This is a genomic window from Motilimonas sp. E26 (genome assembly GCF_021278025.1).
Taxonomy (GTDB): Bacteria; Pseudomonadota; Gammaproteobacteria; order Enterobacterales; family CBDFNC01; genus Motilimonas.
Map to the genome: position 1 here is coordinate 64,068 of NZ_JAIBHJ010000010.1, position 17,835 is coordinate 81,902.

Below are 17,835 nucleotides of genomic sequence, written 5' to 3' on the forward strand. Positions count from 1 at the left end.
GGGCTGATTAATCAAGAAAGTACTTTTGGTGCGACGCCTAGTCTTATTGCTCACCGTATGAATAATGCCATTACTGGTGGCGGTGATAAATATGCCGCATTAGCTAAAGCTAAAGAGGCGGTTGACCTATTAACAGGTCCTCAAAAACAAGACGTTAATGTTCCGGTTATCCCGTTAGATAAAGTGCCTAATCTAGTTGAGTTCGAGCAGCCTGTGGCGGCCCCTATATTAGTGCCCGCGGAGAATCCACAGCGAGTTAAGCAAGGTGAGCCAAGCCCCATTTTGCAGCTTGAATCTAGTTTACCTGTAGCTTCTTTGCCTGAAAGCCAAATTGAACCTGCTATTAAAGATCACGGCGAGCCAGAGCTAAGAACCTATGAAGAGAACTATTTTGGATATATTGAAGTCGCTCCTGAAGGTTATAACATTCCACCTGTTCCAGATGAAGAGGCTCCAACTTACCTCACACCAGAAATTATTCAACAACAAGCTAGCATCTTAGAGTCAGCCTGTTTAACTAATACTCAAGAGTTTGTTAAAGCAACAGGTATGTCGTTGAATATTCTGGGGGGGGCTGATTTCCAAGAGATTAAAACAGATCTAACAACTGACAAGGAACGATTAAGCTATAGCATGGAAATTTTCTCTCTATTGCAGCAGATATTAGCTGAAAATCCTGATATACAAGAAGCAGTTGCACGACAACATGCCGGAGGAAGTAAAAATAGTCATATTAAAGCGACTTGGACACTCTCTATGGATACTGGAGCCAGCTATAGCTTGTCAACTAATTCAAGCCAAGCTTACCAAGCTAATATCGATATCGTTATCAATAATCAAGGCTCTATAGTAATTTATGATCATAATGGCTTGGAGCTCGCTCGGATTGTTTCGAGCACTCAGAATGGTCATTGTAATAATGCAACCTATGATGTGGTGATTGCCGAACATCACTAATTTTGGGCTAGAGTCACTATGCCGGCTTATCAGCCAGTAATTAGTTAGCAACATTACTCGGCTGACGATGCCCTTAAGCATAAGCGCATTCGAGCCAATAGCATCAAATGCGTTTTTATTCCCAGCAATGGTAAACAGAGACCGCTGGGCTTGCCATGGCGGATGAAAAATGGGGGCAACAAGGTGTAAGCCAAGTATTACAAGTATCAGGGAAGCGGACTTTCTTCCCTATAGCTATGGCTACCGACCCAATAAAAGCACCCATCAAGCGCTGCACCGTTTAGCGTTGAATCTTCAGTTTAAAGGCTACGGTTTTATTATTGAGGCAGCGAGTAAAGGCTTCTTGATGATTGAAGCCTAATAGCCATTAGCGCCAATCAAGGATAACCTTGCCCGAAGCCCCGCTGCGCATGGCGTCGAAACCTTGTTGGAAGTCATCCACCTTGAAGTGATGGGTGATGATTGGGGTCAGATCTAAGCCTGATTGGATCAATGATGCCATCTTGTACCAAGTTTCAAACATTTCACGACCATAAATGCCCTTGATCACTAAGCCTTTAAAGATCACTTGGCTCCAATCAATGGCCATATCAGAGGGTGGAATACCCAGTAGCGCGACGCGACCGCCGTGGTTCATGGTTTTAAGCATGGAGCAAAACGCACTGGGCACGCCTGACATTTCAAGACCCACATCAAATCCTTCGGTCATGCCGAGCTCGCTCATTACCTGCTCGAGATTTTGTTCACTTACGTTTACTGCACGAGTTACGCCCATTTTACGAGCCAGATCAAGGCGATATTCATTCACATCGGTGATCACCACATGACGTGCGCCAACGTGTTTGGCCACGGCTGCGGCCATAATACCAATCGGGCCAGCGCCAGTGATCAATACATCTTCACCAACTAAGTCAAATGACAGCGCAGTATGAACGGCGTTACCAAAAGGGTCGAAAATAGATGCTAAATCATCTGAAATACCATCAGGGATCTTAAAGGCGTTAAACGCTGGGATCACTAGGTACTCAGAAAAGGCACCAGTGCGATTGACGCCCACGCCAACAGTATTACGACATAAATGCGTGCGACCACCGCGACAGTTACGGCAATGGCCACAAGTGATGTGACCTTCGCCCGATACGCGATCGCCTAATACAAAGCCGCGCACTTCTTGGCCTATGCCGACCACTTCGCCCACGTATTCGTGGCCAATCACCATAGGCACGGGAATGGTGTTTTGTGACCATTCGTCCCAGTTATAGATATGAATATCGGTGCCGCAAATGGCGGTTTTTCTTATCTTGATTAGCAAGTCGTTATGACCCAATTCAGGCATATCAACTTGTGTCATCCACACGCCTTGTTCGGGTTTTAATTTTGCCAGCGCTTTAATTTTCATTTGATTAACCCCATGTCTTGGCCCACTGCAATAAACGCATCAATGGCTTTATCTAGCTGTTCACGGCTATGGGCCGCTGACATCTGCGTGCGAATACGCGCTTGGCCTTTTGGCACGACAGGGAACGAGAATCCGATGACATAAATGCCTTTAGCCAAGGCGCGCTCAGCAAATTCAGCCGCCACTTTGGCATCACCAAGCATAATAGGAATAATTGCGTGATCGGCGCCGCCCATGGTGAAGCCAGCCGCTTCCATGCGCGCGCGAAAATGCGTCGAGTTAGCCCATAACTGGTCACGCAGGGCATCACTTTCTGCTAGTAAATCAAGTACTCGGATTGACGCGGCAACAATGGCGGGTGCCACTGAATTTGAGAACAAATAAGGACGCGAGCGTTGACGTAACCAGTCAATCACCTCTTTTTTACCTGCGGTATAACCACCTGAGGCGCCGCCCATGGCTTTGCCTAAAGTGCCGGTAATGATGTCGATACGGTCAATCACGTTGTGGTATTCATGAGTGCCACGACCATTTTTGCCCATAAAGCCCACCGCGTGTGAGTCATCCACCATCACCAAGGCGTCATATTTATCGGCTAAATCACAAATTGCGGGTAAGTTAGCGACCACGCCATCCATCGAGAATACGCCATCGGTAACAATCAATTTAGTGCGGGCGCCGGCGGCATCGGCAGCAATCAATTGTGCTTCTAGCTCTTGCATATTGTTATTGGCATAGCGGTAGCGCATCGCTTTACACAAACGTACACCGTCAATGATCGAGGCGTGGTTAAGGGCGTCGGAGATGATGGCGTCTTCTTGGCCTAAAATCGTTTCGAACAAACCGGTGTTAGCATCAAAGCATGAGGTATATAAAATGGTGTCTTCTTTACCCAAAAAGGCTGATAGCTTTTGCTCAAGGGTTTTGTGAATGTCTTGGGTGCCGCAAATAAAACGCACCGACGCCATGCCAAAACCATGGCTGGCCATGCCTTCCTGACCGGCTTCAATCAGGGCAGGGTGGTTGGCAAGGCCTAGGTAGTTATTGGCACAAAAATTTAATACTTGCTCGCCGCTGGCAATAGCAATTGCCGCTTGTTGCTGCGAGGTGATCACCCGCTCCGATTTATAAAGACCTTCGCTTTTCAACTCTGCTAATTGCTGTTGGACTTGCTGATAAAATGCCGCAGACATAACCGATTCCTTATCGCCTCAGCGTTGCCAAAATGGCAAGGGGAGGCTGGCTTGATGAAACCCTAGTAACGATTCAAATAGGCGTTACTAACATGATAAAGATAGTGTAATTCAAGCCACAGCATCGGATTATCCCCTAAAAGGGAAAAGCATTTGTGAATTTAAGGCACAAATAGATGCTATAGATAAATAGATGCTATAGATAAATAGATGCTATAGAAAAGGACAATCAACCTCCGATTTTACCGAGCTAAATCTCTGTTTAATTATTGTTTTAAGCTATTTGAATGATGGGGTAGGCATGAGTAATGAAGATTGAGAAAGTGGAACAGTTCAAATTAGGAGACATATTGTTAATGTAATAGCAATAATGCTGCTTTAGCCTGATTTTTCCTAGTATTTTTTGATTATCATAAAAATGAAAAATTAACCTGAGGCTATTCTTGCTCAGGGAAATACATTGAGCATATTTTAGGGGTAGGGGTGAATGCTGGTAGAGGGATTTTCTGGTTTAGAGCTGGTATACAGGGGACACCAGAGTTGCATTTATAAAGCGACAAGAGATTCGGACCAATTAGCGGTTACTTTAAAAATACCCGCCGCAGACTTTCCTGATCCGAGGCAGCTTTCAGCACTCAAGCGAGAGTTCTTTATACTTGGGCTAATTAAAGGCGTGGGCTTACCCAAGCCGATTGACTATATTGAGCTTAAAAATTCAGCCGTTTTGGTTCGTGAATGGGTTGAAGGCATTTCCTTAAGAGAATATGAAAGTATCGGCAATATCTCTATTGAGAAAGCATTAATAATTGCAGTTCAACTTACTCGTCTCATCGGTGCGCTGCATCGTCAGAACTTTTGTCATCGTGATATCTCGCCAGGTAACGTGCTTATTAACCTTAAAACAGGTGATGTTACGCTGATTGACTTTTGCTCTTCGCTAGAATTCCCTAATCGTTCTCGTTACATTATCAAGCCTACTTTTATTGAAGGATCTCGCCCTTATATGTCGCCAGAGCAAACAGGGCGAATGAACCGTGGGTTGGATTTTAGAACGGACTTTTACTCGCTAGGCGTCTTGCTTTATGAGCTATTTACCAAGCAGCTACCGTTTACGACTAAAGACGATAACGCCCTTATTCACAGCCATATTGCCATTGAGCCCGTATTTCCGTCTCACATTGCACCTAAATTACCCCCAATAATCGCCAATATCATCATGAAGCTGATGAATAAGTCGCCTGACTTACGTTATCAAAGTGCTCAGGGCGTGCAAGCTGATTTGGAGCGTTGCCTTACTCAGTGGCGTGATATTAATAAAATTGATGAGTTTGAATTAGCAACTAATGACCTGCATGATTGGTTCATCATTCCTGACAAACTCTATGGTCGTGAGCAGGAAACGGGCCAGCTTGTCAGTATTTTTGATCAAGTCAGTCATGGCCATGGCCATTTAGTTTTTGTTGCGGGTCACTCAGGTATTGGCAAAACATCACTGATCCGAGAGTTGTACCGTCCCCTCACTTTAAAAGGGGGTTATATTGCTAGTGGTAAGTATGATCAAGTTTTACGTCATCAGCCTTACTCTGCAATATTACAGGCGTTAACTAGTTTGATTAGGCAGATAATGGGAGAAGATCAAGACAAAATAGCGTTCTGGAAAGAGCATGTTTTGGCTGGCGTCGGCGTTAACGGACAAGTACTCATTGATGTGATACCTGAATTAGAATTGTTAATTGGGCCTCAGCCTGAATGCCAACCTCTTGCGACTGAAGCTGCTTCAGCGCGCTTTAATAGCACGTTTTTTAATCTGATCTATGCGCTTGGCCATGCTGAGCAGCCTTTGGTTTTCTTTATTGATGATTTGCAATGGATCGATCCGCCTTCGCTTTCGCTACTTGAAGCCATCGCTCCTACATTGGTGGGTTCAACATTACTGATTATTAGTGCTTATCGCAGTAATGAGGTGTTAGAGACACATCCACTTATGATCGCCATGCCGAGCTTAGCGCAGAGTTGTCACAATATGGTGACTATTGAGCTAGAGGAATTGTCAAGCAAAGCGCTGATGGCGATGTTAAAAGATACTATTGAATTACCCGAGCAAGAAATTATTTCTCTTGTGCAGTTACTACATGACAAAAGTAAAGGTAACCCATTAGTGTTCAAAACCATGCTCACCACGCTTTACCATCAGAAAAACATTTATTACGACTACGACAGTCATGGTTGGCAATGGATTAGAAAAGGAGTTGAGAGTTTACCGCGCACAGAAAACTCGGCGAAAATGTTGCAAGCCGACATGGCTTATTTACCGCAAAATACGACCGAGTTACTCAAACTAGCGGGTTGTATCGGCAATACCTTTAGTTTAGATCTATTAACGAGTCTTGCTGATAACCCTCGGTCAGCGGTCGCTCGTGCGTTGATCCCAGCCGTGAGTAAAGGCTTTATTCAGCCCATGGACGATGACTTTGAGCTGCTGAGTAGCGAAAACGGCAGCCAGCTGCCAGATGTTAACTTTCGCTTTGTCCACGATAGGATCCAACAGGCGGCCTATAGCATGCTGACGCCATCGCAGCAGATGCAGCTGCATTGGTCTATTGGTTGGCAGTTGTTAAGCCAAATTGGCGGTAGCACCTTAGAAGATAAGTTATTTGACGCGGTTGAACATCTCAATCAAGGCTGTAGCAGTGGCATAGAGCATTCTCGGCTGATGCAGCTGGTTAAGCTTAATTTAAAAGCGGGTAAAAGAGCCAAACAGTCTGCGGCTTATAGTGTGTCTTATTCTTGCTTACAGCATGCTCAAAAGCAGCTGCAGTGGTTGGGGTTGGCGGCCGACGCAGACATTATGATTAGTGTTGAGCTTGAATTGGCCCAAGCCTGCTATTTAGTGGCGGAATTCGAGCAGGCTGAAGCTTTGTATAGTGTGCTGAGAAATAAAATAACCTCAAGCACTGGTAAATTGCACCTTTGTAATATCCAAGCCAAGCAATATCACCATCAGGGGCTCTATCTTAAATCGGTAGAATACGAGTATGAAGCCTTACGCTTGCTTGGTATTGACTTACCAACTGATGACTCGGCACTGCTCGAAATTTTTGCACAGGAAAAAGCGAAGATAGAGCTTTTGCTATTACAGAAAGATCCCGAGCGCCTATATCAACAAAAAAATGTCGTCGACCCAGACTTTACCCTCGTTCACGAACTGCTGTTTGACTTGTTTACTGACAGTTATTTGCTCGGACGAGGCGCACTATTGGCAGCCGCAGCGGCAATCAGTACTCGGCTTTCAATGGAGCAGGGCAATTGTTTAGCAACGTCGGCTGGGTTCATTAACTATGCCACCATTCTATGCTCCAGCGGTGAGTATAAAGAGGGCCATAAAATAGGGCGCTTAGCGGTTAGACTGGCAGATAAATATAAAAACCCCACGTTTCAAAATTACACTTACCACGTGTTCTCTCTTGGTATTAACCATTGGCTTGAACCGTTGAAATCCAGCTATCATTACTGGCATGAGGCATCAAAGCTATCAATGGAATCAGGCTCACCTTATGCCGGGTGGGTGTTTTTGCAAAAGCCTCATTTGCTTTTAGCATCAGGAGCACAGCTAAAAGAGGTTGAAGCGCAAGTCAAAGAAAGTAAGCAATACCTTGCTGCAAATAGCCTAAATGACATCGCTCAATTATTGAATATTATTGTTGAGCAACCAGTGCGTCACCTAAAAGGTGAAACCACTGACTTTTATTCCCTTGATGATCCATCATTTTCGACGGCGGGGTTACTCGACGTCTATCAGGATGCGCCTTTCTTTCTTGGCCACACACTTTATTCAATGCTAAGAGCCTCCTTGCTTGCTAGAAGCATACAACCTGCCGACAAGCTCACATTATGGTTGCCGATTATTGAAAGCACAGTACAAGCGCAGATCATTCAAGTTGACAGTTGTCTGTACACCGCTTTGCACCTCAGCGCTGGTTGCACTGAACTAACTGGGACGGCAAGGGATGAGCAGCTTGGCTTGATCCGGCAACAGCTGAGTAAGTTTGAAACATGGGGAGAGCTTTGTCCTGCAAACTTTAGACACAAGTATTTAATGCTCAAAGCTGAATGGTTAAGGCTACACGATGATATTATGGGCGCCTTCGATCATTATGAGTTGGCGAGAGAAGCTGCGTTAAACGCCCGTTTTCTCATGGACGCAGCCCTTACTGATGAGCTGGCGGGACTGTTTTGGCGGGCTGTCGGAAAAGCCTATCAGTCGCGTAGCTACTTAAAGCGAGCGATAGCAGGTTACGAACAATGGGGCGCTCGCGGTAAGGTACTAGCGATGAAGGCGCAGTTCCCTGAATTGGTTACCGCGCGCCACTTAGACTCCTCCACCATTAATGTAACGTTAGACGCGATGTTAGCGGCCGAAGACTTTTCTGCCGCCCTTGATATGGGCTCAGTGGTTAAGGCTTCTCAAGCTATATCGCAGCATATTCACATGGAAAAGTTAGCGGAGGAGTTACTCAGCTTAGCGGTTGAGAATGCGTGTGCCACACGAGGGGTGTTATTACTTGAGCGTAATGGTGAATTTTTGGTTTCGCACACCATTCTTTCTGAGTCTAGCTCAAATGATACCACCGCACTTCATTTGCCTTACTCTGAATCTCAGGAGTTGTCGCATTCCATCGTCCGTTATGTAATTAATGCAAAGTGCTCGGTGATCTATACCCCTAATAATCGTGATGAGCATTTCGATCGCTGCCCTTATCTGATGGCGCGCGACGATATATCGGTACTATGTGTACCAATCGTTCGACAAAAGCAGTTGTCAGGTGTGCTCTATCTTGAAAATAGCCATATAACACAGGCCTTTCAGTTAGAGCGGGTGCATACCTTGCAAATCATCGCCTCTCAGGCCGCCATCTCCCTTGAAAATGCCAAGATGTATCATGACTTAGAGCTATTAAATAAAAATCTCGAAGACTTGGTGAGTGAGCGAACGACTAAGCTGTGCGAGGCCAATGAGCAACTAACACAGAAAAATAAAGAACTTTACGCTTTGTCGGTCACCGATCAACTAACGGGAATTTATAACCGCCGTTATATAGAAGATCAAATCCAACTAATGTTGACAAGAAGGGAGAAAAGGGAAGAGCCAGCTTCGATCCTGATGTTAGATGTTGATTACTTCAAAACGGTTAATGATACCTACGGCCATGATGTTGGCGATAAGGTGTTAGTTAATCTTGCTGCTGCCATTCAACGCTCGGTACGCAATGTAGATGTAGCGGGGCGTTGGGGGGGAGAAGAGTTCATTGTGCTCAGCCAATGTGACATTGAAAGCGCAATGGCCAGTGCAGCTAAGTTAGGTCGTGTCATTTCTAATATTGACAATGAGCAAGTAGGCGAGGTTACGGTGAGCATCGGTGTCACCCCTTTCCTCAGACAAGACACCATTGATACCGTGCTAAAACGAGTGGACCAAGCCCTATATGAAGCCAAGAGTAGCGGCAGAAATCAGGTGGTTGTTAAATTAGACTAGCGTTTATAAGGAAGGAAAAGTGCAACTGAATCAGCATAAAAATAATAGCCGACAGGTCAAAAAAGCACTATTGGTGGTGACCAGTCATACCGATCTGGATGGTACTGGTGATAAAACTGGGTTTTGGTTTAATGAATTAGCCACGCCGTTTTGGGGCTTTTTTGATGCCGGCTATGAAGTCACTATTGCATCGATAAAAGGTGGCGTTGCTAAAGCCGATCCGCTCAGTGCGCAAGGTGAATTTGTTACCCCTGCAGTCAGTCGGTTTATGGCATCTGAATTCGCGATGAATCAGCTAGACCACACGCCATCAGTGGATGTAATAGATACCGCTAGTTATACCACTTTATTTCTTTGTGGTGGTCATGGCACGCTTTGGGACTTTAAACAAAGCCGAGGGTTAGCGCGCATTGTCAGCGAGTTTTATGCCAATAATAAATTAATCGGCTCTGTTTGCCATGGTCCGACCGGTTTGTTATCAGCAACTAAGCCAGACGGCTCACCTTTAGTTGCCAGTTTAAAGCTAACCGCCTTTAGCGATGCGGAAGAGAAATTAACCCCGCCACAATACATTGAAGCGCTGCCTTATCACCTTGAAGATGCTTTAGTGGCAGCGGGCGCTTGTTATCAACATGAGCAACCTAATGCCCGCTTTGTGGTCTGTGAAAAAGGGCTGATCACGGGGCAAAATCCAGCGTCGGTAGATTTAGTCACAAAAACAGTATTAGATGCGCTTGAGAAAACACGGGTTTGGGTTGATACGGATCTGTCCATCGGCGCAGCATCTGATTCAGGCAAGCCATGTGATGTAGACGATGCCTATGCTCTGTTAAGCTTATTTAATGCCAGCAATATCAAGGTGCAAGGCATTAGTACCGTTTTTGGTAATACCGATGTGGATACGGCTTACAAGTTGGCAAAAATGCTGGCTAATCGATTTGGCCCTGTTGCTTTGCCCGTAGTTAAAGGCGCTAGCGAAGCTTTGCAGATTGGCGCCGTTAAAGACAATGATGCTGTTCAGCGATTAGCAAAAGAGTTAAAAAAAGGGGCGATGACGATTGTGGCGATTGGTCCTGCAACCAATATTGCCTCATTAGTTTTACTGTACCCTGAACTTGTATCCAATATCGATCAAGTGGTACTGGTGGCAGGGCGAAGCAGTGAAAAAGAGTCGTTTATTGCTGGGCCGAAGCAAACTACCCCGTTTAGAGACCTAAATTTTGACTTAGATCCAGATGCCTTTCGTGTGCTACTAGAAAGCCACGTGCCCCTTGTGCTCACACCTTTTGAATTGGCCGACCAAGTTTGGCTAACACAAAAAGACCTCAATACTTTAGCGGATAGCCATGGTGTAGGTGAATACCTAAGTAAACACTCACAGCCTTGGCTAAACATGTGGACGAAAGATTTCGGCGCTTGCGGGTTTAATCCCTTTGATGCCCTCGCGGCGGGATTTGCTATCAACCCTAATCACTATCAATGGCAAAAATTGCCTGTTGAACTGCGTATTGCGCCAGACGACACACAGGGCGGACGCTTTGGCACTGCCAATACTTACAAACCATATTTAGTGGCATCACCAGAATGTAAAAGCCCTTATTCAGTGCTTTATTGCACTGGCGTGGCTCGCGATTTTGCATCATCGCTAATATCGGGAATTATCAACCCAAGGGATCCCGCTAAATATATTTCAGCAGTTTCTCACCTTAATATTGTGGTTGATGATGTTGATAAGGCGACAGCGTTTTATCAGCGCGTGCTTGGTTTTGAGCAGGCTTATGATGACGATGGCGAAAAAATGGACTATCCACATCTAACCTTAAGCTCTTTTGCTAAAGACGCAGGTTTTGAGAACGGCAAAGTGGATGTTGATATTCGCTTTTTACATCACCCTACGGCCGGTTTGTACCTTGAGCTGATGCGGTATTATGAGCCGAAGGGGCAACAAACCATTACCATTAAAAATACCAACGACATGGGCGGCATTCGCCATACCGCACTTGAAGTGAACGACATCATGGAAGCTTTTAATTACCTTAAAGACCAACCCGGCGTTGAAATGGTTCATTATCCCGATGGCAGTGATGGCGATATTCAAGGGCCGCCAATGGTGCTGTCGCCTTTCCCAATGTCGTTTTTTTATTGGCGTGACCAATACGGCGTGCAGTGGGAAATGGAGTGTGGCCGAAAAAGAGGATATTTAAGAGGGATTTAACCACCAAATCACTTCTATTTGGATTGCGCACGTTACATTAATCAGTGGCGTGCGTGTCACTTAACATCAATCACCTAACTTGTTGGACCTATTATGTTTAATAGTAAAAAGCGATTATGCGTTTGGTTGGTTATCGTCATTGCACTGACTCCGTTGCGCGTACTGGCAAGTGATTACTATAGCGTGCAATTGTATTTTGGTTTATCCATCCCCGATGGCAGCGGCGTGACGATGAAACAATGGGATGCATTTTTGTCAGAGCAAATAGTGCCACGCTTCGCCGGTTTTAATGTGGTGGATTCCGTAGGCTATTGGCAGGGCGAGCCGGAGCGCGCCAAAATTGTCACAATCGTGATGAAAGCGGCAAGTATTCCTGATGCCGAAGCCATCGCGCGTCTATATGCCAGAATGTTTCATCAAGACTCAGTCATGATGGTACAGCACCCTGTGGCCAAGCTTGAGTTTGTTACAGAAAAAGAACCAGAGCGGAGTAAATAGTGTGCTTAGCGATTGCATTCTGAGGCACCTCTTTCTGTGTCAATATGTTTTCTTGACTTTTATATTTAATTAATTGTTTTTAAAGTTATAATTTGTTATTTCTATTGTCTTTTTTAGTCTTTTTATATGATTGTATGCACGCCATTAGGAAGGCACTTAAAAGTATATAAAGGTACAGTATGTTTTAGAAACAGCATGCTACGCACCATCAGATTTTGGAAACATGCAGGGCAATTTAATGGCTAATGAAACAGCTCCACCACCTTCAACCAGCGACCATTCGTTTCGCTATAAAGCAGAAGTTCGTCTAGTTTCACCCGCGTCTGCGCGTAGCGCATCAATTCACGGCACAAAATGTTTTGTCGGAATAAGCTTAGAAAGCCCCGCCTTCATTGGATATAAACTTCAATCAATAATTGATTTTGTGTCAAATAGATACTCTGACTGCTGCTTTCTCCTCGGTGACCATGTTCACCGTTTAACCCTACAAATAAATAATGATTTTACTCGAGAGGAAAGCTTTAACCATGCAATCAACCTTGGAAATTCTTTTCTCAGTTCTCAGGGGCATATTTTAAGAAATAGCAAAACAGGCAAACCTTTCGATCTTATTCGTGGATCTGAAATTTATCATTTACCTGAAGTGTTGGGTTACCTTTCGGCTTTAAAGGCGATCTTTGAGCAAGATATTGAGTTTAGGAGTGCCGTAGAGCATTTTGCTGACCAATTTATTGCACGGCAGCATATAGTGAAGCCCAATCGTGCAATTCAGCTGTCGTCAGAGTATGTCCTTGAAGAGCTAGCAGAGACTTGTTATATGATATCGTCTGGCTATGAAACACTGGTTTACCCTGGTTCGCTTGCTATTTTTCAGCAGATTTCAGATAGAATATTTAGCGATCTCCCAGTTGAGTTAGATAAATTAGTTAATGTCAGTTTGCGTATTAAGAGGCGTGGGAAGAAAATGCTGCTTCAGTGTGCCTAATATATAGACATTCGTCGCTTTACTGATTTATTAGTTAAGCGACACTTCAACTACAGCTAACCTGCTTATCAACAAGTTTGGTTTCCTTGCACTGCTTTTGTATTTTGAATGCACTGAGCGTAATACAAGCTAGGTTTCAGTTTTCACTGGTGATTTAACATCATCACTCGACGTGGTCTTTTCTCTGGTGACAAAAAAACAAATTATTGAACCGAGTGTAACAAGGGCAACACCTTGCCAAAATGACGCCCCGAGCGTGACAGATAAATAGACCGAAGAAAAAAGCGTAGCAAAGACCGGCGTAAAATAAGAAATGGTCCCCAAAAGCATGATATTGCCACCAATAACAGCTCTATTCCATAACGCGTACCCTGACCCCATCACAACACCAGACAGCAACAGTGTTGCAAAAGTGCTAAGTGTGAAGTGAAAACCAGACTCGTCGCTGAACGCATATTTAATCCATAGGGTAACAGCGGTCGCAATAAAAAATAACGCAATAGGGTTTTTTCCATCACTCATTTTTTTTGTGATTGTACAATATGCCGCCCAAATCATGGCTGCAGAAAAAGCCAGAAAGTAAGTTAACGGGTTCTCGGAAATATTACTCATTAATATGTTAATGGAAATGCCGCTATCGCCAGAGATGCACCAAGCCACGCCAATAAACGCGATAATCACACTGGGATAAACCAATACATTCACTTTACGCTGCCCAGTTATAACGGTTAACAGTATGGTAATGGCTGGCCACAAGTAATTAATCACGGCCATTTCCATTGACTGGTGCCTGTCATTAGCCATCCCTAAAGACAGCGCAAAACACACCTCATAGGACACGAACAGCAACCCCCCGATGACAAGGTAACGCTTAGGAAAGCTGTTGATTTTGGGCACACCCATAACCGACACTAAAAAAATCGAACTAATGGTGTACAACATAGCTGCGCCACCTATGGCGCCAAAAAGCTCCGACACATCCCTGATCAGCGCGGTTAGGCTGCTCCAAAGCAGGATCGCAACCACCCCAAATAATGTATATTTGTGCTTAATAAATAAAGACATAGTAAACCCTAACAGAGACAAGGCTAGCTGGCGCTACGCCAAGATAACAACACTTAGGCTCTAGCACAAGATACTGCAAATTGACGCTTCATAAAGTGGATAGCTCTGGAGGGAGACCTGCACATAAAGATGAAAGGGGAAAGTGGCAACTTATACCGTTACCAGCGCGGCTACCCCTTATTCCCCGAGTTAAGAGATAGACACTTTGATGACCACTTAATGCCTATTGTTATCTTGGCTATGCTGCTTGATGCAGTCGTTCAATTTAACTTTATCCGCTTTGGCTTATGGTCTTCAAGAAGGGCGAAGTCGCCTGCAAACAGGTATTCAGTAATGATGAGTATTTCATAATTCGCAAGCTCTTTATCAAATTTTCAAAAAAACCAACGCGGCCTGCACTGACGACGTGCAATTTACCGAGCTGACTCAAGCGGCTGCTTTCTGTTTTTGTAAGTTAGTGCGTTGTAGTTTGTTGGCAAGGCTAGGTTTGTGAATAAGCTTATATACCACTTCAAGAATGGTCAAAAACCCTACCTCCCTCAAGTATTTTTATTTGTATCTTGATGTATATTTGATTTTGCAGTTTGACTATTACTTAATTTTAACGGGATAAATATGGATTTCATTGAACGACTTCAAGCTCTTTCGAAAAAGGTTCCTCAAATATCAGGTAATTTAGCGACAGAAGAAGCAACTAAGAATGCCTTGGTGATGCCATTTTTACATTCGGTTCTTGGTTATGATGTATTTGACCCGAGTGAAGTTATACCTGAGTTTACTGCTGATGTAGGCACTAAAAAGGGTGAAAAAGTAGATTATGCTTTGGTTAAAGATGGAGCTATTCAGATCCTTATCGAATGCAAGAAATATGGAGATCCGCTCTCTACTAAGCATGCTAATCAGTTATTCAGGTATTTTTCAGCAACAAATGCTCGATTAGCCATCCTAACAAATGGCGCTCAATATCAATTTTATACTGATCTTGACGCACCAAACAAAATGGATGAGAAGCCATTTTTGACTCTCGATCTTGAGGATTTGGATGAACATGTTGTTCCTGAGATAAAGAAGCTGACAAAGTCTTCGTTTGATGTTGAATCTGTAGTGGACGCTGCAGGAGAGCTCAAATACCTAAACCAGATAAAGAAAATATTGCATGAGCAGTTTGTGGATCCTGACGAAGAGTTTGTGAAGTTCTTTACATCCAAAGTGTATGAAGGTGTTCAAACAGCAAAAGTTAAATCTCAGTTTTTAGAAATTACCACTAAAGCATTAAAGCAGTTCCTTAATGACAGTATTAATGCTCGGTTAAAATCAGCTATTGGCGATGACAGGAAGGATGCTGTTAAAGTAGAAGCTCAAGAATCGAGTCAAGAAAGTGATATTTCCACTGAAAAATCAAAAGTGCATACTACAGAGGAAGAAATTGAAGGCTTCAATATTATCAAAGCGATCCTAAGGCAAAAAGTTGAAGCCCAGAGAGTATGCGCTCGCGATACTCAAAGTTATTTTGGCATATTACTCGATGATAACAATCGCAAGCCACTATGTCGTTTATGGTTCAATACTAGGCAAAAATATATCAGTATCTTTGATGAAGACAAAAATGAAACTCGCCATCCAATAGATACTCTTGATGATATTTTCAACTTTAGTGAGAAGCTTCAGAATACGTTAGCACTCTATGAATAAAGAGGCAGAATCACTGTTAGAGCCAGAAAAGAAAAAGCACCTAACATCAATGATATTAAGTGCTTATAAATTTGGTGGCCCCTCGCAGACTTGAACTGCGGACCTACCGATTATGAGTCGTAATATTGTTGTTATCTTTAAGTTCTCATTTCTTTTTATTACCCATGAATATCATTACAGTTCAATGGTCTACGTGGGTATTCAGTTTTCATTGGTTCTCATGTATTCTTGTTTAGTGTCGCTCTTACTTGACTAACTACTTGACTAAAAAACTTTGTAGTCAAGTTATGCGTGGTAACTAAACAAGGGGTTTTCATGTTAACGGTGAATAGCATAAGGGGCTTAAAGCCCAAAGATAAACCATATTACGAATGGGATAAAAACAAAGAGCGTGGACGGGGTAAGTTAGGTGTTCAAGTTACGCCTAAAGGGAGCAAGCGTTTTGTGTTTCGCTACTTTGTTGAAGGCAAAGCGAAGTTTATACCCCTAGGGCAATTTCCTGAATTATCGCTTAATGACGCCCGAGGTAAGCAAAAGGAGCTAGGCGAATTAGTGTTACAGGGTATCGACCCGAAAGATCGTATAGAAAGCGTCAGGAAGGCGCAGGAGCAAGCAAAATGGGAAGAGGCGCGTCAAGGTAGCATAAAGCAGTTATTTGATGCCTATGTGGCGCAAATGGCGAAAGATGGCAAGCGAACTCACAAGGCCGTTATTGAATCGTTAGAAAAAGAAGTCTACCCCCTTATTCCACCAGCAATCAAAGCGAAAGACGTGACCACGCATGATTTAATGCTTGTCCTCGCCGCAATGATCAAGCGTGGCGCTAAAACACAATCAAACCGTGTGCGCAGTTACTTAATGGCAGCGTTTAACTACGGCTTGAAACACGATAACGACCCTGCAAACTTTATTGATGAAGCTAAGTTTGGTTTGGTGATGAATCCAGTTGCCGCCATTCCTAAGCAAAAAGATGCTGAGCGAGTTGGAGAGCATTATTTGAAAATGGATGAGGTGATCTTGTTGATTGATGACCTTACCAATGAATACCAGCGTTTTAAGATGGGCGAGTCTATCCGCCATTTGATTTTATTATGCTTGTTTACAGGTGGACAGCGCCCTTATGAGTTGGCCGCCTCAAAGTGGAGCGCTATTGATTGGCAGCAAAAAACGCTGCTCATTGCGACAGATATTTCCAAAAACAAGCGACCTCACATCATACCGCTAACGGATAGCGCATTAAGCATTTTAGAAAGACAAAAGCCCAGCCATGACAATGCGTTTATTTTTCCTCACCGCTTTAATGATGGCGAGCATATACGCCTAGATTCACTTTCACAAAGTGTGACGCGCTATCGTGAAGCAACCCCTCAAATTAAACCGTTTACCCCTAGAGATTTGCGCAGGACGTGTAAAACGCTAATGGGTGAGATTGGTATTTCTAAATCACTCCGCGACCGTTTACAAAACCATGCGCTCAATGATGTTTCATCAAAGCATTACGACCGTTACGAGTATTTGCCAGAAAAGCGCAAGGCGTTGGAATCGTGGGAGCAAAAGCTACAACAAAGCATTACAGATAACGTGCTTCAAATGGTGAGGGTTTAGGGATGAATGAGAAAAAATGTAGTGTTAGAAAAAATGGTAAAGAAGGAATCCTTCAAACTTATCCGATCCCAGAAAATGAAGTACCTAATTCACCTAGGCAATTCTTGGCTCCTTTCGTTAAGTATTCCGCTGAGTTATTGAGGGCGGAAGGAAAAATTAATGATACTGAGTTTGAAGCTGTTTTGGCTGGTGATGTAAGGACAGTATTTGCTTTGGGCTGTGATCTTGATTTGGCTGTGTGTGAGTACGCTAGGCAGTTCATTATGATGGTGAAAGATTTAGATGATATGGGGCTACTCGATAGCCCAAGAATCGAGATTTATAAGCTAGTGAGGCTCGTCACGTTAGCATTTAATTTTGGAGCTGTGAGGTTTGAAGAGGAGATTGCTAAGGGGGCGGCTAATAAAAGTGGGACCGATGAAGGCAATCGAAAAAAAACAGAATTGAGTGATAAGGTTAAAGCTCGAGTAATGGTAATAGCGTTGTGTGAACATGAAAAAAATCCTCGTTTAAATAAAGCCCAACTTGCAGATAAAGTAACCCAGATAATAAATGAGGAATTTATAGGCGAGAGGGGGAAGGCGTACCGCCGATCATATATAGAAACACGCTTTAATATGAATGAAGTAAAAGAGAACGCTGGATTAAAAAAATTAGCTAAAAAGTCAGGATAGTCGCTCCGTTTGTCATGGT

The 17,835-nt window shown here is 43.8% G+C and carries 13 protein-coding genes; 10 read left to right on the top strand and 3 right to left on the bottom strand.

Translation table 11 applies throughout. The features are described 5' to 3' along the window. Together K1M91_RS10590 and K1M91_RS21400 are read left to right on the top strand one after the other, a co-directional pair. A partial coding sequence (locus K1M91_RS10590; RefSeq protein WP_232801729.1) for a hypothetical protein occupies positions 1-957 on the top strand: 957 nt, incomplete at its 5' end. 155 nt (positions 958-1,112) lie between these two features. After that, positions 1,113-1,241 (top strand): hypothetical protein, encoded by a 129-nt coding sequence (locus tag K1M91_RS21400; protein WP_282561126.1) that lies wholly within the window; start codon positions 1,113-1,115, stop codon positions 1,239-1,241. A gap of 83 nt (positions 1,242-1,324) precedes the next feature. Here the strand turns inward: K1M91_RS21400 and tdh are convergent, their stop codons facing one another. After that, positions 1,325-2,350: an L-threonine 3-dehydrogenase gene (tdh, locus tag K1M91_RS10595; protein ID WP_232801790.1), complete on the bottom strand. Its 1,026-nt coding sequence runs from the start codon at positions 2,348-2,350 to the stop codon at positions 1,325-1,327. Positions 2,351-2,352: 2 nt separating this feature from the next. Next, positions 2,353-3,549 carry a glycine C-acetyltransferase gene (locus K1M91_RS10600; RefSeq protein ID WP_232801730.1) on the bottom strand — a complete coding sequence of 399 codons (1,197 nt, stop codon included), beginning with the start codon at positions 3,547-3,549 and terminating at the stop codon, positions 2,353-2,355. Positions 3,550-4,036: 487 nt separating this feature from the next. Here K1M91_RS10600 and K1M91_RS10605 point away from each other — a divergent pair, with 487 nt between their 5' ends. The 4 genes from K1M91_RS10605 to K1M91_RS10620 all read left to right on the top strand — a co-directional run bounded on the left by K1M91_RS10605 (position 4,037) and on the right by K1M91_RS10620 (position 12,780). Next, a complete protein-coding gene (locus tag K1M91_RS10605) occupies positions 4,037-9,082 on the top strand; it encodes a diguanylate cyclase (protein WP_232801731.1) in 5,046 nt (1,681 codons plus the stop codon). A 19-nt stretch (positions 9,083-9,101) separates the two neighbouring features. After that, the gene (locus K1M91_RS10610; RefSeq protein ID WP_232801732.1) at positions 9,102-11,297 is read left to right on the top strand and encodes a nucleoside hydrolase; all 2,196 of its coding nucleotides are present in this window, start codon (positions 9,102-9,104) and stop codon (positions 11,295-11,297) included. A 93-nt stretch (positions 11,298-11,390) separates the two neighbouring features. After that, the gene (locus K1M91_RS10615) at positions 11,391-11,795 is read left to right on the top strand and encodes a DUF3574 domain-containing protein (RefSeq protein WP_232801733.1); all 405 of its coding nucleotides are present in this window, start codon (positions 11,391-11,393) and stop codon (positions 11,793-11,795) included. A gap of 238 nt (positions 11,796-12,033) precedes the next feature. Next, on the top strand, positions 12,034-12,780 hold the full coding sequence (locus K1M91_RS10620) for a tRNA-dependent cyclodipeptide synthase (protein ID WP_232801734.1): 747 nt from the start codon (positions 12,034-12,036) through the stop codon (positions 12,778-12,780). Between the two features lie 129 nt (positions 12,781-12,909). Here K1M91_RS10620 and yddG read toward each other — a convergent pair whose 3' ends face one another. After that, complete coding sequence (gene yddG / locus K1M91_RS10625; protein WP_232801735.1) at positions 12,910-13,845, bottom strand: aromatic amino acid DMT transporter YddG; 936 nt, start codon at positions 13,843-13,845, stop codon at positions 12,910-12,912. A gap of 129 nt (positions 13,846-13,974) precedes the next feature. Between yddG and K1M91_RS10630 the strand changes: the two genes are divergently transcribed. The 4 genes from K1M91_RS10630 (at position 13,975) to K1M91_RS10645 (ending at position 17,816) form a co-directional block, all read left to right on the top strand. Continuing rightward, complete coding sequence (locus K1M91_RS10630) at positions 13,975-14,196, top strand: hypothetical protein (RefSeq protein ID WP_232801736.1); 222 nt, start codon at positions 13,975-13,977, stop codon at positions 14,194-14,196. A 264-nt stretch (positions 14,197-14,460) separates the two neighbouring features. Then, on the top strand, positions 14,461-15,537 hold the full coding sequence (locus K1M91_RS10635; RefSeq protein ID WP_232801737.1) for a type I restriction endonuclease: 1,077 nt from the start codon (positions 14,461-14,463) through the stop codon (positions 15,535-15,537). A 315-nt stretch (positions 15,538-15,852) separates the two neighbouring features. Beyond that, positions 15,853-17,142, top strand: coding sequence for a site-specific integrase (locus K1M91_RS10640; RefSeq protein ID WP_232801738.1), 1,290 nt, complete (start codon positions 15,853-15,855; stop codon positions 17,140-17,142). A 2-nt stretch (positions 17,143-17,144) separates the two neighbouring features. Beyond that, a complete protein-coding gene (locus tag K1M91_RS10645; protein ID WP_232801739.1) occupies positions 17,145-17,816 on the top strand; it encodes a hypothetical protein in 672 nt (223 codons plus the stop codon). The last annotated feature ends 19 nt before the right edge of the window (positions 17,817-17,835 follow it).